A 13610-nucleotide genomic window follows, 5' to 3' on the forward strand; every position below is an offset into this window, starting at 1 on the left:
GGGGTGGCCAAGCGCTGGCGTAGCATGACGGGAAATCGTCCGGTACCCCCCGCGGACTGGAACGGAAGGCCCCGCCGCGTGAATGCCACAGCACCACAGGAACCGCTCGACCCGCGGGACCGTCCCGCCCGCCTGAGCGTCGGCGTTGTCGGAGCGGGCCGTGTCGGTCCCGCTCTCGCGGCGTCGCTGCGGCTCGCCGGACACCGTCCGGTCGCCGTCTCCGGAGTCTCCGACGCGTCCGTGCGGCGGGCGGCCGCTCTGCTCCCCGACGTTCCTCTGGTGACACCCGCCGACGTACTCGCCCGCGCCGACCTGGTGCTGCTGACCGTCCCGGACGACGCCCTGCCCGCGCTCGTCGAAGGCCTCGTCGAGACCGGCGCGGTCCGCCCGGGGCAGCTGCTGGTGCACACCTCGGGGCGTTACGGCACGAAGGTGCTGGCCCCCGCCACGCGGGCCGGTGCGCTGCCGCTCGCGCTGCACCCCGCGATGACGTTCACGGGGACGAGCGTGGACGTCCAGCGGCTGGCGGGCTGCTCGTTCGGCGTGACCGCCCCGGAGGAGCTGCGGCTGGCCGCGGAGGCGCTCGTCATCGAGATGGGCGGCGAGCCCGAGTGGATCGAGGAGGAGAACCGCCCGCTCTACCACGCGGCACTCGCCCTCGGCGCGAACCACCTGGTGACCCTGGTCGCCCAGTCGATGGAGCTGCTGGGCAAGGCCGGGGTGGCCGCTCCCGACCGGATGCTCGGCCCGCTCCTCGGCGCCGCCCTGGACAACGCCCTGCGCTCCGGCGACGCGGCCCTGACCGGACCCGTCGCCCGCGGCGACGCGGGCACCGTCGCGGCCCATGTCGCGGAGCTGCGCAAGCACGCCCCGGGAACCGTCGCCGGATATCTGGCGATGGCCCGCACCACCGCCGACCGCGCCCTCGCGCACGGCCTGCTCAAGCCGGAGCTCGCGGAGGATCTGCTGGGCGTTCTTGCGGAGGATGACCAGCGATGAGCCATGGTTTCGAACTCGTTCCGGCCGTGGACGAACTGAACCGCGTCCTCGGCCTGCGCGCCGTCCCCGGCCGCACCGCCGTGGTGATGACCATGGGCGCGCTCCACGAGGGCCACGCCACCCTGATCCGCACCGCCCGCGCGCACGTCGGCCGCGAGGGTTTCGTCGTCGTCACGGTCTTCGTCAACCCGCTGCAGTTCGGCGCGGGCGAAGACCTCGACCGGTACCCCCGTACCCTCGACGCCGACCTCAAGACGGCCGAAGACGCGGGCGCGGACGTCGTGTTCGCCCCCTCGGCCGACGAGGTCTACCCCGGCGGCAAGCCACAGGTCACCATCGCCGCGGGCCCGATGGGGGAGCGGCTCGAAGGGGCCTCGCGCCCCGGCCACTTCGACGGCATGCTCACCGTCGTCGCCAAGCTGCTCAACCTCACACGCCCCGATGCCGCCTTCTTCGGGCAGAAGGACGCGCAGCAGCTGGCCCTGATCCGCCGGATGGCCCGCGATCTGAACTTCCCCGTCGAGATCGTCGGCGTACCGACCGTGCGGGAGCCGGACGGCCTCGCCCTGTCCAGCCGTAACCGCTATCTCTCCGCCGAGGAGCGCCGCACCGCCCTCGCGCTGTCGGGGGCGCTGTTCGCGGCCCGCGACCGGCTCACCGCCCAGCAGGCGCTGCGCGCGCGTGCCCGGTCGCAGCCCGCGTCGCAGTCCCGGGCAGCCGCGCTCTCCAAGCTCGGCGAGGCCCGCGCCGCGGCCGACGCGCACGCGGTGGCGCAGGCGGGACCGGGCGGCGCCGATGCCGTACGGGCCGCCGCCCGCGTCGTTCTCGACGAGGCGGCCAGGGCCAAGCCCCCGCTCGTACTGGACTATCTGGCCCTCATCGACCCGGCCGACTTCACCGACGTCCCCGACGACCACACCGGCGACGCCGTCCTGGCCGTCGCCGCCCGGGTCGGCACCACGCGGCTGATCGACAACATTCCCCTGACCTTCGGAGCCCCCGCATGACCGGAATACGGCTGAACGCTCCCGCCCCCGGCTGGGCCATCGACGCGGACGTCGTCGTGGTCGGCTCCGGCGTCGCCGGCCTGACCGCGGCGCTGCGCTGCGCAGCGGAGGGGCTGAGCACGGTCGTGGTCACCAAGGCCCGCCTGGACGACGGCTCCACGCGCTGGGCCCAGGGCGGCATCGCGGCGGCGCTCGGCGAGGGGGACACCCCCGAGCAGCATCTGGACGACACCCTCGTCGCGGGGGCGGGGCTGTGCGACGAGGAGGCGGTACGCACCCTGGTCACCGAGGGGCCGGGCGCCGTACGCCGCCTGATCGCCACCGGCGCGCACTTCGACACCTCCGACGCCGGCGAGATAGAGCTCACCCGCGAGGGCGGGCATCACCGGCGCCGTATCGCGCACGCCGGCGGCGACGCCACGGGCGCCGAGATCTCCCGGGCGCTGGTCGAGGCGGTGCGCGACGCGGGCCTGCGAACCATCGAGAACGCCCTGGTCCTTGACCTGCTGACGGACGCCGAAGGCCGTACGGCCGGTATCACCCTGCATGTCATGGGCGAGGGCCAGCACGACGGCGTCGGCGCGGTCCACGCCCCCACGGTCGTCCTGGCCACCGGCGGCATGGGCCAGGTCTTCTCCGCCACCACCAACCCCGCGGTCTCCACCGGCGACGGCGTGGCGCTCGCGCTGCGCGCCGGAGCGGAGGTGAGCGACCTGGAATTCGTGCAGTTCCACCCGACGGTGCTCTTCCTCGGCGCGGACCGCGAGGGCCAGCAGCCGCTGGTCTCCGAGGCGGTACGGGGCGAGGGCGCCCATCTCGTCGACGCGTCCGGGACCCGCTTCATGCTCGGGCAGCACGAACTGGCCGAGCTCGCGCCCCGCGACATCGTCGCCAAGGGCATCATGCGCCGGATGCAGGAGCAGGGCGTGGCCCACATGTATCTCGACGCCCGCCATTTCGGCGCAGAGATGTGGGCCTCCCGCTTCCCCACGATCCTCGCCGCGTGCCGCGCGCACAGCATCGACCCCGTCACCGAGCCGATCCCGGTGGCGCCCGCCGCGCACTACGCCTCCGGCGGCGTCCGCACGGACCTGCACGGCCGCACCACGGTCCCGGGCCTGTACGCCTGCGGCGAGGTGGCCTGCACGGGCGTCCACGGCGCGAACCGGCTGGCGTCCAACTCCCTGCTGGAGGGCCTGGTCTTCGCCGAGCGCATCGCCGCCGACATCGCGTCCCGGGCCCCGCTGCGGGCCGGTGCGCCCGCCGCGCCGGCGACCCCCTCCGTACTGCCGCTCATCGCCCCCGAGACCCGCACCGAGATCCAGCGGATCATGTCGCACGGCGCGGGCGTGCTCCGCTCGGCCGATAGCCTCACCGCCGCTGCCGCCGCGCTCGACGCCGTCCACCGTGACGCCGTCGAGGGACGGAACGGCTCCGCCGCCAAGACGGCCGAGCCCGGCGTCGAGTCCTGGGAGACCTCGAACCTTCTGTGCGTGGCGCGCGTGCTGACCACCGCCGCGCTGCGGCGCGAGGAGACCCGCGGCTGCCACTGGCGCGAGGACCGCCCCGAGCGCGACGACGCCCAGTGGCGCCGCCATCTCGTCGTACGCCTCGCCCCCGACCGGTCTCTCGTCGTCAGCCGCACCGAGAACACCGCATTCGCCCCGACCGTCCCCGCCGTCCCCGTCGCCCCCAGGGAGCCCCAGCCGTGAGCACGCCCGAAGAACGTCCGCGTCCCGTGGACGTACCGCTGATCCAGATCGGCGCACCCGCCGCGGCCTCCACCGGCGGCTGCGGCGACGCGTGCGGCTGCGGAGGCGACGAGGAGGGGTACGACGACCTGGAGTGCGGCCTCGACCCCGGCCTCGCCCAGCTGCTGGCCGACGCGGGCCTCGATCCCGTACAGGTCGAGGACATCGCGCACCTCGCCCTAGCCGAGGACCTCGACGGCGGCGTGGATGTCACCACCGTGGCGACCGTCCCCCAGGACGCCGTCTCCACCGGCGACTTCACCGCCCGCGAGGCCGGTACGGTCGCGGGCCTGCGCATCGCCGAGGCCGTTCTGTCGATCGTCTGCACCGACGCCTTCGAGGTCGAGCGGCATGTCGAGGACGGCGAGCGCGTCGAGGCGGGCCAGAAGCTGCTGTCCGTCACCACCAACACCCGTGATCTGCTCACCGGCGAGCGCAGCGCCCTGAATCTGCTGTGCCGTCTGTCCGGCATCGCGACCGCCACGCGCGCGTGGGCCGACGTGCTCGAAGGCACCGGCGCCAAGGTCCGCGACACCCGCAAGACCACGCCCGGACTGCGCGCCCTGGAGAAGTACGCGGTGCGCTGCGGCGGCGGCGTCAACCACCGCATGTCGCTCTCGGACGCCGCGCTGGTCAAGGACAACCACGTCGTGGCCGCGGGCGGCGTGGCGGCGGCCTTCAAGGCCGTACGGGACGCCTTCCCCGACCTCGCCATCGAGGTCGAGGTCGACACCCTTCACCAGGTCCGCGAGGTCCTGGACGCGGGCGCCGACCTGATCCTGCTGGACAACTTCACCCCCGCCGAGACCGAGGAAGCCGTCGCGATCGTCGCGCACCGCGCCCTGCTCGAGTCCTCCGGCCGCCTCGGCCTCGACACCGCCCGGGCCTATGCCGAGACGGGCGTCGACTACCTGGCGGTGGGCGCGCTCACGCACTCCTCGCGGATCCTCGACATCGGCCTCGACCTGCGCGAGGCAGGCATCTGATGCTGCTCACGATCGACGTCGGCAACACCCACACCGTCCTCGGCCTGTTCGACGGAGAGGAGATCGTCGAGCACTGGCGCATCTCCACCGACGCCCGGCGCACCGCCGACGAACTCGCGGTCCTGCTGCAGGGCCTGATGGGCATGCACCCGCTGCTCGGCGACGAACTGGGCGACGGCATCGAGGGCATCGCGATCTGCTCCACCGTCCCCTCGGTCCTGCACGAGCTGCGCGAGGTGACCCGCCGCTACTACGGCGACGTCCCGGCCGTCCTCGTCGAGCCCGGCATCAAGACCGGCGTGCCGATCCTGATGGACAACCCCAAGGAGGTCGGCGCGGACCGCATCATCAACGCGGTCGCCGCCGTCGACCTGTACGGCGGCCCGGCGATCGTCGTCGACTTCGGCACGGCGACGACATTCGACGCGGTCAGCGCGCGCGGTGAGTACGCGGGCGGCGTGATCGCCCCCGGCATCGAGATCTCCGTCGAGGCGCTCGGCGTCAAGGGCGCCCAGCTCCGCAAGATCGAACTGGCCCGCCCGCGCAGCGTGATCGGCAAGAACACGGTCGAGGCGATGCAGTCGGGCATCGTCTACGGCTTCGCGGGCCAGGTCGACGGCGTGGTCCGCCGCATGAAGGTCGAACTGGCCGACGACCCGGAGGACGTCACCGTGATCGCGACGGGCGGCCTGGCACCGATGGTCCTGGGCGAGGCGTCGGCAATCGACGAACACGAGCCGTGGCTGACGCTGATCGGGCTGCGGTTGGTGTACGAGCGGAACGTGTCGCGGATGTAGGCAATCGCCGGCGGGGCTGGATGTGCGGCGGGGCCGCACATTCAGCCTGTCCGGCGTTTGAGGACATGCGGCCGAAGGTCGCATACGGGGTCCGGGGCGAAGCCCGTCCGGGGCTGGGGGCTTGCCCCCAGTTCGGGAAGGGGCGGGGCGGGGACAAGGCCCGCCGCAGGCGCACCCCCGCCGCGCCCGGATTCGCGGAATTAACCCGATTTTGTCCAAGTCGCACGTATCGTCGCCCCATGCCCACGCCATACGGATCCCGCGGCGGCATGGCCTTCAGCGCAGACGAGCTGCGTGTGCTCCGACGCGCCCTCGCCAGTGCCCTCCATCCCGCCCCTCTCGCCGACGAGGACGTCCAGGACTGTCTGCGTCTGGCCGATTCCGTTGACGAGGCGGTACGCGAGGCCGGCCGGCTGCGTACGTTTCTCCTCGCCGACCTCGCCCGTTACCGCGAAGCGCTCCCCGGCTCGGCAGCCGGCTATCTGGAGCTCCTCCAGGACGCCCTGGCCGCCGGCTACGACCCCCGCCCCGAGGATCTGGCCGCGCTGCGCACGCTGCGCGGGCATCCCGTCGGTGCCGCCGTGCTGCGCCGCTGCCAGACGCTGGCGGAGCACTCCGTACGCGCCCGGCTGGCCGGCCGCGCGGTACGGACCGGGTCGCGCGCCCCGGCGAGCGCCCCGACCCCCCGCACCCGACTGCACGCGCTCCCCGGCGGCCGCGCCGCCGAGGAGCCGAAGCCGCAGCAGAAACCCCGCGAGAAGCCCCAGCAGGAACCGCAGCCCAAGGCGCCCGCACCCGGCGAGCGCCCGGTGCCCAAGCCCTCCGAGGTCTTCCCGCCCCGCCGCAAGCCCGTCCCCCCACCGGAACAGCTGGCTGCGGGCTAAGTCCTGTCCGGCCGATCTTGCCGGGCTCGCGTGCCCTGACGCGGCACCTCGCTGCGTTGTCGTCAGTCGCCTACGCTCCGCGTGGGCTCCTTCCTTCGCCTTGCGATGCTCCCCCGTAGCCCTTCGGGCACGGGAGGTGCCCCCATCGCCAGACCCGCTCGCTGATCCGGCCTGATCGGCCGGACAGGACTTGGCTACTCTGGGAGCCATGGACTACGTATCCGCGCTCCTGCCCCCCGTGGTGATGGCCATCTTCTTCACCTTCCTGGTCGTGACGATCGTCAAGAGCCAGGGCGGCCCGAACAAGGCCAAGGAGGATGCGATCGTGGACGCCGCGCTCGCCCGTGCGGCAGCCACCCGCCAGGCCGGCCGCGACGACTGACGTTCACCGGCGGATCCCTTCGCACCGAGGACGTACGGCAGATTTCCCGTCGTACGTCCTTTTTGCTGCGGCAATAACAGGCCATTCCGGCACAACTCGCACTATGGTGGCGCTGTGCCCCGCCAATTGGGAGAGCTGGAAGACGCCGTCATGACTCGCGTCTGGCAATGGAACCGGCCGGTCACCGTCCGGGAAGTCCTTGAAGACCTTCAGCAGGAACGGTCCATCGCCTACACCACCGTCATGACCGTAATGGACAATCTCCATCAGAAGGGCTGGGTGCGCAGGGAAGTCGACGGCCGCGCCTATCGATATACCGCCGTCTCCACCCGCGCCGCCTACGCGGCAGCACTGATGAACGAAGCCTGGTCCCAGAGTGACAACCCCGCCGCCGCACTCGTCGCCTTCTTCGGCATGATGTCTGCCGAGCAGCGCGAGTACCTGCAAGCCGCGGTCCGCATCGTTCAGGACGACGAGGCCCCCGAGGGCGGTACGCCGCCGGGGCGATAGCGTCGGGCCATGCCTTATGCCGCAGCAAATGCCATCACCGTCAGGCGGGCCAGGACCAGCGATGTGCCCGAGGTCCGCCGACTCGTCGACCCGTACGTGAGTGACGGCATCCTGCTCGACAAAGCGACGGTCACCCTTTACGAAGACATCCAGGAGTTCTGGGTCGCGGAACGCGACGAGGATGCCCGGGTTGTCGGCTGCGGCGCACTGCATGTCATGTGGGAAGACCTCGCGGAAGTACGCACTCTCGCCACCGATCCTGTCTTCAAGGGCACCGGCATCGGTCATCAGGTGCTCGGCAAGCTGCTGCAGACCGCCCGCTGGCTGGGGGTGCGCAAGGTTTTCTGTCTCACCTTCGAAGTGGACTTCTTCTCGAAGCACGGCTTCGTGGAGATCGGTGAGACTCCGGTCGACGGAGATGTCTACAGCGAGCTGCTGCGTTCCTATGACGAGGGCGTCGCCGAGTTCCTCGGGCTCGAACGAGTGAAGCCGAACACCTTGGGCAACAGCCGGATGCTTCTGCACCTGTGATCACCGCAAGAGTCGGAACCCTATGTCCGAATCGCGCATGTTTCCCGCGTTCTTGAGGTTCTGAACCTCTCCCAAGGGTTTGTGTTTTCCAGGGAAAAGCGGTTTCCTTTCCGCGTACTGCATTTTCGATGAAAGGAAATCCGGTGGCACAGAAGGTTCAGGTCCTTCTTGTCGATGACCTCGACGGCGGCGAGGCGGACGAGACCGTGACGTTCGCTCTGGACGGCAAGACCTACGAGATCGACCTCACCACCGCCAATGCGGACAAGCTCCGTGGTCTCCTCGAGCCGTACGCCAAGAGCGGTCGGCGCACGGGTGGCCGCGCCGCATCCGGCCGTGGCAAGGGTCGTCCCGCCGCGGGCGGTAACAAGGACACCGCAGAAATCCGCGCCTGGGCCAAGGCGAACGGCTTCGAGGTGAACGACCGCGGCCGTGTCCCGGCCACGGTTCGTGAGGCTTACGAGAAGGCCAACGGCTGAGTATTAGTGCGCGGCGTATTCGTACGCAGCAAACGGGCCCGGTGGCACTCGGTCGCCACGGTGTCCACGAGTCGTACGAGATCGGGGCTGATACCCCCACCTGTTCCGGCACTGCGTCCGAAAGGGGCCAGAGCCGGCAGCGTCGGCTCCACCTCGCGCCCCGGCACGGGGGGTCGCAGCCATACGGCGGCCCCCCGCGAGCCAGGCCATCCGGGCGGCGGCGGGGCGGTCATCAGTCCGCCCGCGCCGATGGTGGTCAGATCGAGCGCGATCCCGCCCCACTGAAGCCAGTCGAGCAGACCGGGCAGCTCTTCCGCGCTTCCCGCGGCCACCAGAAACCGCATTCGGCGCCCCATCAGAACCACCGGCCCGGCCGTCTCCGCCCGGCGCAGCACGGCCGCGCCCGCGTCCGCGGGCAGCTCCAGCACATCGAAGCGCAGCCCGGTGAGCAGCCGCACCGGCGACCCCTCCGCGGCGGCCCAGCCGAGTTCGTTCTCGTACCACCGCGCGGCACTGCCGTCGCAGGACGCGCGGGGAAGCGGGACCATGGAAGCCATACCCCCGGGAACGGGAGAGCCGCCCCGGGAGTTACGCAGAGTGTGAGTGCGATCGCACAGGGTGTCTGAGTTGGGGGCGTATGCGCGCTTCAGCAGGCGCAAGGTTGTTCGCCCGTAGCTGAGGGAACCGGTGCGCTCCGCATGGAGTGTCAGTGCTTACGGGTAAGACATTCCTAGTGGGGAGGGGCGACACGCTCGCAGGTGCAGGCTCACGTTCGCCATCGGCGTAGCGGTGGTGAGGGTAACTGCCTGGCCTGCGGGAACATCGTCTCGCACCATCGGGTTGAGCAGTTGTCGGCGTTCAGCGGTCAGGAGGCCACAGACGGGTGTCGGCAGTTGGAATGAGCGGTCCCCGCTTGCGGGACTAAGCTGCGGAAGGACAGGGAGGGGACCGACCCCTTACTGCCTGACCGCTCTGAGGAGCGATTAACGATGTTCGAGAGGTTCACCGACCGCGCGCGGCGGGTTGTCGTCCTGGCTCAGGAAGAAGCCCGGATGCTCAACCACAACTACATCGGCACCGAGCACATCCTCCTGGGCCTTATCCACGAGGGTGAGGGTGTCGCCGCTAAGGCCCTGGAGAGCCTCGGGATTTCGCTCGAGGCGGTCCGCCAGCAGGTGGAGGAGATCATCGGGCAGGGCCAGCAGGCTCCGTCCGGGCACATCCCCTTCACCCCCCGTGCCAAGAAGGTCCTGGAGCTGTCGCTCCGAGAGGCCCTTCAGCTGGGCCACAACTACATCGGCACGGAGCACATCCTGCTCGGCCTGATCCGCGAGGGCGAGGGCGTCGCCGCCCAGGTCCTCGTGAAGCTCGGCGCCGATCTCAACCGGGTGCGGCAGCAGGTCATCCAGCTGCTCTCCGGCTACCAGGGCAAGGAAGCCGCCACTGCAGGCGGCCCGGCCGAGGGCACCCCCTCGACCTCGCTCGTCCTGGACCAGTTCGGCCGGAATCTCACCCAGGCCGCTCGTGAGTCCAAGCTCGACCCGGTCATCGGGCGCGAGAAGGAGATCGAGCGGGTCATGCAGGTGCTCTCCCGCCGTACCAAGAACAACCCGGTTCTCATCGGCGAGCCCGGCGTCGGCAAGACGGCGGTCGTCGAGGGCCTGGCGCAGGCCATCGTCAAGGGTGAGGTGCCCGAGACCCTCAAGGACAAGCACCTCTACACCCTGGACCTCGGTGCGCTGGTCGCCGGCTCCCGCTACCGCGGTGACTTCGAGGAGCGCCTGAAGAAGGTTCTCAAGGAGATCCGCACCCGCGGCGACATCATCCTGTTCATCGACGAGCTCCACACCCTGGTGGGTGCGGGTGCCGCCGAGGGCGCGATCGACGCCGCCTCGATCCTCAAGCCGATGCTGGCCCGTGGTGAGCTGCAGACCATTGGCGCCACGACGCTGGACGAGTACCGCAAGCACCTGGAGAAGGACGCCGCGCTCGAGCGCCGCTTCCAGCCCATCCAGGTCGCGGAGCCGTCGCTGCCGCACACCATCGAGATCCTCAAGGGTCTGCGGGACCGCTACGAGGCCCACCACCGCGTCTCCATCACCGACGAGGCGCTGGTCCAGGCCGCGACGCTGGCGGACAGGTACATCTCGGACCGCTTCCTGCCGGACAAGGCGATCGACCTGATCGACGAGGCCGGTTCCCGGATGCGCATCCGCCGGATGACCGCGCCGCCGGACCTCCGCGAGTTCGACGAGAAGATCGCGGGCGTCCGCCGCGACAAGGAGTCGGCGATCGACTCCCAGGACTTCGAGAAGGCGGCCTCTCTCCGCGACAAGGAGAAGCAGCTGCTCGCGGCGAAGACCAAGCGCGAGAAGGAATGGAAGGCCGGCGACATGGACGTCGTCGCCGAGGTCGACGGCGAGCTCATCGCCGAAGTCCTCGCCACGGCGACCGGCATTCCCGTCTTCAAGCTCACCGAGGAAGAGTCTTCCCGGCTGCTGCGCATGGAGGACGAGCTCCACAAGCGCGTCATCGGTCAGAAGGACGCCATCAAGGCGCTCTCGCAGGCCATTCGCCGTACGCGAGCGGGTCTGAAGGACCCGAAGCGCCCCGGTGGCTCGTTCATCTTCGCCGGCCCGTCCGGTGTCGGTAAGACCGAGCTCTCCAAGACGCTCGCCGAATTCCTCTTCGGCGACGAGGATGCGCTGATCTCCCTCGACATGTCGGAGTTCAGCGAGAAGCACACGGTTTCGCGTCTCTTCGGTTCCCCGCCCGGATACGTGGGTTACGAAGAGGGCGGCCAGCTCACCGAGAAGGTGCGCCGGAAGCCGTTCTCCGTCGTCCTCTTCGACGAGGTCGAGAAGGCCCACCCCGATATCTTCAATTCCCTTCTGCAGATCCTGGAGGACGGTCGGCTGACCGACTCCCAGGGCCGCGTCGTGGACTTCAAGAACACGGTCATCATCATGACGACCAACCTCGGGACCCGGGACATCTCGAAGGGCTTCAACCTGGGCTTCGCGGCGCAGGGCGACGTCAAGTCGAACTACGACCGGATGAAGGTCAAGGTCAACGAAGAGCTGAAGCAGCACTTCCGGCCCGAGTTCCTCAACCGTGTCGACGACACCGTGGTCTTCCACCAGCTGACCGAGGAAGACATCATCCAGATCGTCGACCTCATGATCGCCAAGGTGGACGAGCGCCTTAAGGACCGCGACATGGGTCTGGAGCTCAGCCCCACGGCCAAGTCGCTGCTCGCGAAGAAGGGCTACGACCCGGTTCTGGGCGCCCGGCCGCTGCGCCGGACGATCCAGCGCGAGATCGAGGACATCCTGTCGGAGAAGATCCTCTTCGGCGAGCTGCGCCCCGGTCACATCGTGGTCGTGGACACCGAGGGCGAGGGTGAGGAGAAGAAGTTCACCTTCCGCGGCGAGGAGAAGTCGGCGCTGCCGGACGTTCCTCCGATCGAGCAGGCGGCCGGCGGAGCCGGGCCGAACCTGTCGAAGGACGCGTAAGCGTTCTGAGTGTCTGAAGGGGCTGCCCCGGACCGTTTCGTACGGTCCGGGGCAGCCCCTTCTGCCTGTCCGGCTATCAGCAGAACTTCGGCTTCTGCCAGGAGCATTCGAGGCTGGACGGAAGCTCCTGGGTACGCACCGCGTTCGGGGCGACAGCGGTGATGGTGCCCGCCCCCGTGTCCGACTTCGCGAGGGTGACGACGATCGCGTCCTCGATGCTCTTCACCGAGGACGCCAGGTAGTTGTTGAGGACGATGCTGTAGACGAGCTCGCGGCCCGCGGCGTCCTTCACATACCCCGACAGCGCCGAGGCGCCCGTCAACGACCCTGTCTTGCCACGGGCGTTGAGGGCCGCGGGCGTCCCGCACATACGGGAGCGCAGGGTGCCGCCGATCGCGCGGTCGGTGTTGCAGGCCACCGGGAGGGATGCGTACCAGTCGGCGTACCAGGGAGCGTCCCGTACGGAGAGGAGCAGCGTGGCGAGTTGTTCGGCCGGGAAGAGATTCATACGGGTCAGGCCCGAGCCGTCGAACTGGCGGATCGTGGAGGTCCGTACGCCTTCCTTCCCCAGGTAACCGCCGATTGCCGCGAGGCCCGCCTCCCAGGTACCGCGGCCCGCCGTCTCGTAGCCGATCGTCTTGGTGAGCGTCTCGGCGTGCATGTTGTTGGACAGCTTCATGAAGGGGAGCATCAACTCCCGCAGCGGCATGGAGTTGTGAGAGGCCAGCAGCTTCGCGCCGGGCGGTGTCGCGCGGCCGAGGCGGGGGCTGCCCGAGATGCGTATGCCGTGCTCGGCGAGCGCGTCGGAGAAGACCGCGGCGGCGTAGCCCGTGGGCTCCCAGGTGGTCACCCACTCCTTGGTCGTGCTCGCGCCGACCGGGATGTTCCCGCTGACGACGATCGTGTTGGTGCCGTGCTGCCGCTCGATGGCGAGGGTGTCGGTCTGCCCGGCGGGGACCGTGGTGCCGCGGTTGACGACGCGTACGTAGTCGGTGAGCGGGGCGAGGCTCACACGCGGCTTGTCGCCGGGGGCGGCGCCCGGCAGCGCCTCGACGATGGCAGAGCCGGAGTCGTAGTCGGTGTCGGGCGCGAGCGTGAGCGGTGAGATCTGCGCGGAGTAGTACGAGGACTCGTCGTCGGCGGCCCAGGAGCGGCCGAGGCGCTGGGTGTCGAAGCGGGTGTCGTCCGCGACGAGGCGGCCGGTGACACGCTTCACGCCCGAGGCCGCGAGGTCGGCGGCGAGCCGGTCGTAGTCCTTGGCGAGGGTCGTGGGATCGCCGCCGCCGCGCAGATAGAGGTCGCCGCGAATGGTGGATCCGTGACGGCTGCCGGTGGACAGGACGTCGGTGTGGAAGCGGTATTCGGGACCGAGCAGGGCCATCGCGGCGGCGGAGGTGGCGAGTTTGGTGTTGGAGGCGGGCATCAGGCGGTCGGCGCCGTCGCGCTGGTAGAGCCGCTCCCCGGTGGCGGCGTCGGCGATGACCACGCTCGCGGCCCCGCCGTCCATGCGGGCGTCGGCGAGGATCGCGTCGATGGCGCCCTTGAGCCCGGTGTCGGAGGGTCCGGCTCCGGCGGGTGCGCTCCAGGTGAGTGTGGACGTGAGGATGAAGGCGAGGCCTAAGAGGGCGGGCCTGAGCCGGCCGCGGAGCTGTCCGCGGCCTCCGGTCGGGCGAATCACGGGTCTACTCATGGCACAGGAGCATCCCGGAGGCGGGGCGGGTCGGGAAGGTGGCGGTTCGGTCGTATGGGCGCCGTTTCCGGACTGCCGA

The 13610-nt window shown here is 70.2% G+C and carries 13 protein-coding genes; 11 read left to right on the top strand and 2 right to left on the bottom strand.

What is annotated here, in order from left to right; genetic code table 11:
- Nucleotides 1-78: 78 nt before the first annotated feature.
- The 10 genes from OG741_RS22610 (at nucleotide 79) to OG741_RS22655 (ending at nucleotide 8326) form a co-directional block, all read left to right on the top strand.
- Nucleotides 79-999: a Rossmann-like and DUF2520 domain-containing protein gene (locus tag OG741_RS22610; protein WP_405600630.1), complete on the top strand. Its 921-nt coding sequence runs from the start codon at nucleotides 79-81 to the stop codon at nucleotides 997-999.
- On the top strand, nucleotides 996-2006 hold the full coding sequence (gene panC, locus OG741_RS22615) for a pantoate--beta-alanine ligase (protein WP_405600632.1): 1011 nt from the start codon (nucleotides 996-998) through the stop codon (nucleotides 2004-2006). The genes OG741_RS22610 and panC overlap by 4 nt, the downstream gene beginning before the upstream one ends.
- Nucleotides 2003-3718 (top strand): L-aspartate oxidase, encoded by a 1716-nt coding sequence (locus OG741_RS22620; RefSeq protein WP_405600634.1) that lies wholly within the window; start codon nucleotides 2003-2005, stop codon nucleotides 3716-3718. Before panC ends, OG741_RS22620 begins: the two co-directional genes overlap by 4 nt.
- Nucleotides 3715-4743 carry a carboxylating nicotinate-nucleotide diphosphorylase gene (nadC, locus tag OG741_RS22625; protein ID WP_405600636.1) on the top strand — a complete coding sequence of 343 codons (1029 nt, stop codon included), beginning with the start codon at nucleotides 3715-3717 and terminating at the stop codon, nucleotides 4741-4743. The genes OG741_RS22620 and nadC overlap by 4 nt, the downstream gene beginning before the upstream one ends.
- Nucleotides 4743-5540 (top strand): type III pantothenate kinase, encoded by a 798-nt coding sequence (locus OG741_RS22630; RefSeq protein WP_405600638.1) that lies wholly within the window; start codon nucleotides 4743-4745, stop codon nucleotides 5538-5540. Before nadC ends, OG741_RS22630 begins: the two co-directional genes overlap by 1 nt.
- A gap of 269 nt (nucleotides 5541-5809) precedes the next feature.
- Nucleotides 5810-6424, top strand: coding sequence for a hypothetical protein (locus tag OG741_RS22635; RefSeq protein ID WP_405605714.1), 615 nt, complete (start codon nucleotides 5810-5812; stop codon nucleotides 6422-6424).
- A gap of 208 nt (nucleotides 6425-6632) precedes the next feature.
- A complete protein-coding gene (locus OG741_RS22640) occupies nucleotides 6633-6806 on the top strand; it encodes a hypothetical protein (protein WP_405600640.1) in 174 nt (57 codons plus the stop codon).
- 114 nt (nucleotides 6807-6920) lie between these two features.
- The gene (locus tag OG741_RS22645) at nucleotides 6921-7316 is read left to right on the top strand and encodes a BlaI/MecI/CopY family transcriptional regulator (protein ID WP_405600641.1); all 396 of its coding nucleotides are present in this window, start codon (nucleotides 6921-6923) and stop codon (nucleotides 7314-7316) included.
- A 9-nt stretch (nucleotides 7317-7325) separates the two neighbouring features.
- Nucleotides 7326-7847, top strand: coding sequence for an amino-acid N-acetyltransferase (locus OG741_RS22650; RefSeq protein WP_405600643.1), 522 nt, complete (start codon nucleotides 7326-7328; stop codon nucleotides 7845-7847).
- Between the two features lie 143 nt (nucleotides 7848-7990).
- A complete protein-coding gene (locus OG741_RS22655; RefSeq protein WP_142214397.1) occupies nucleotides 7991-8326 on the top strand; it encodes an Lsr2 family protein in 336 nt (111 codons plus the stop codon).
- Here OG741_RS22655 and OG741_RS22660 read toward each other — a convergent pair.
- Nucleotides 8305-8883, bottom strand: coding sequence for an SCO3374 family protein (locus OG741_RS22660; protein ID WP_405600645.1), 579 nt, complete (start codon nucleotides 8881-8883; stop codon nucleotides 8305-8307). The genes OG741_RS22655 and OG741_RS22660 overlap by 22 nt on opposite strands.
- 432 nt (nucleotides 8884-9315) lie before the next feature.
- Between OG741_RS22660 and OG741_RS22665 the strand changes: the two genes are divergently transcribed.
- Nucleotides 9316-11841, top strand: coding sequence for an ATP-dependent Clp protease ATP-binding subunit (locus tag OG741_RS22665; RefSeq protein WP_266479644.1), 2526 nt, complete (start codon nucleotides 9316-9318; stop codon nucleotides 11839-11841).
- 76 nt (nucleotides 11842-11917) lie between these two features.
- On the opposite strand, the gene dacB is transcribed toward OG741_RS22665, so the two are convergent.
- Entirely contained in the window at nucleotides 11918-13531 is a 1614-nt protein-coding gene (gene dacB, locus OG741_RS22670; RefSeq protein ID WP_405600647.1) for a D-alanyl-D-alanine carboxypeptidase/D-alanyl-D-alanine-endopeptidase, read from the bottom strand.
- Between the last annotated feature and the right edge of the window lie 79 nt (nucleotides 13532-13610).

This window comes from Streptomyces sp. NBC_01410, from assembly GCF_045040195.1.
In the GTDB taxonomy this organism is placed as follows: domain Bacteria; phylum Actinomycetota; class Actinomycetes; order Streptomycetales; family Streptomycetaceae; genus Streptomyces.

Coding starts and splice junctions, on each gene's coding strand:
- OG741_RS22640 (WP_405600640.1), top strand. CDS start 6,633: ATGGACTACGTATCCGCGCTCCTGCCCCCCGTGGTGATGGCCATCTTC.
- dacB (WP_405600647.1), bottom strand. CDS start 13,531: ATGAGTAGACCCGTGATTCGCCCGACCGGAGGCCGCGGACAGCTCCGC.
- OG741_RS22665 (WP_266479644.1), top strand. CDS start 9,316: ATGTTCGAGAGGTTCACCGACCGCGCGCGGCGGGTTGTCGTCCTGGCT.
- panC (WP_405600632.1), top strand. CDS start 996: ATGAGCCATGGTTTCGAACTCGTTCCGGCCGTGGACGAACTGAACCGC.
- OG741_RS22635 (WP_405605714.1), top strand. CDS start 5,810: ATGGCCTTCAGCGCAGACGAGCTGCGTGTGCTCCGACGCGCCCTCGCC.
- OG741_RS22630 (WP_405600638.1), top strand. CDS start 4,743: ATGCTGCTCACGATCGACGTCGGCAACACCCACACCGTCCTCGGCCTG.
- OG741_RS22620 (WP_405600634.1), top strand. CDS start 2,003: ATGACCGGAATACGGCTGAACGCTCCCGCCCCCGGCTGGGCCATCGAC.
- OG741_RS22660 (WP_405600645.1), bottom strand. CDS start 8,883: ATGGCTTCCATGGTCCCGCTTCCCCGCGCGTCCTGCGACGGCAGTGCC.
- OG741_RS22650 (WP_405600643.1), top strand. CDS start 7,326: ATGCCTTATGCCGCAGCAAATGCCATCACCGTCAGGCGGGCCAGGACC.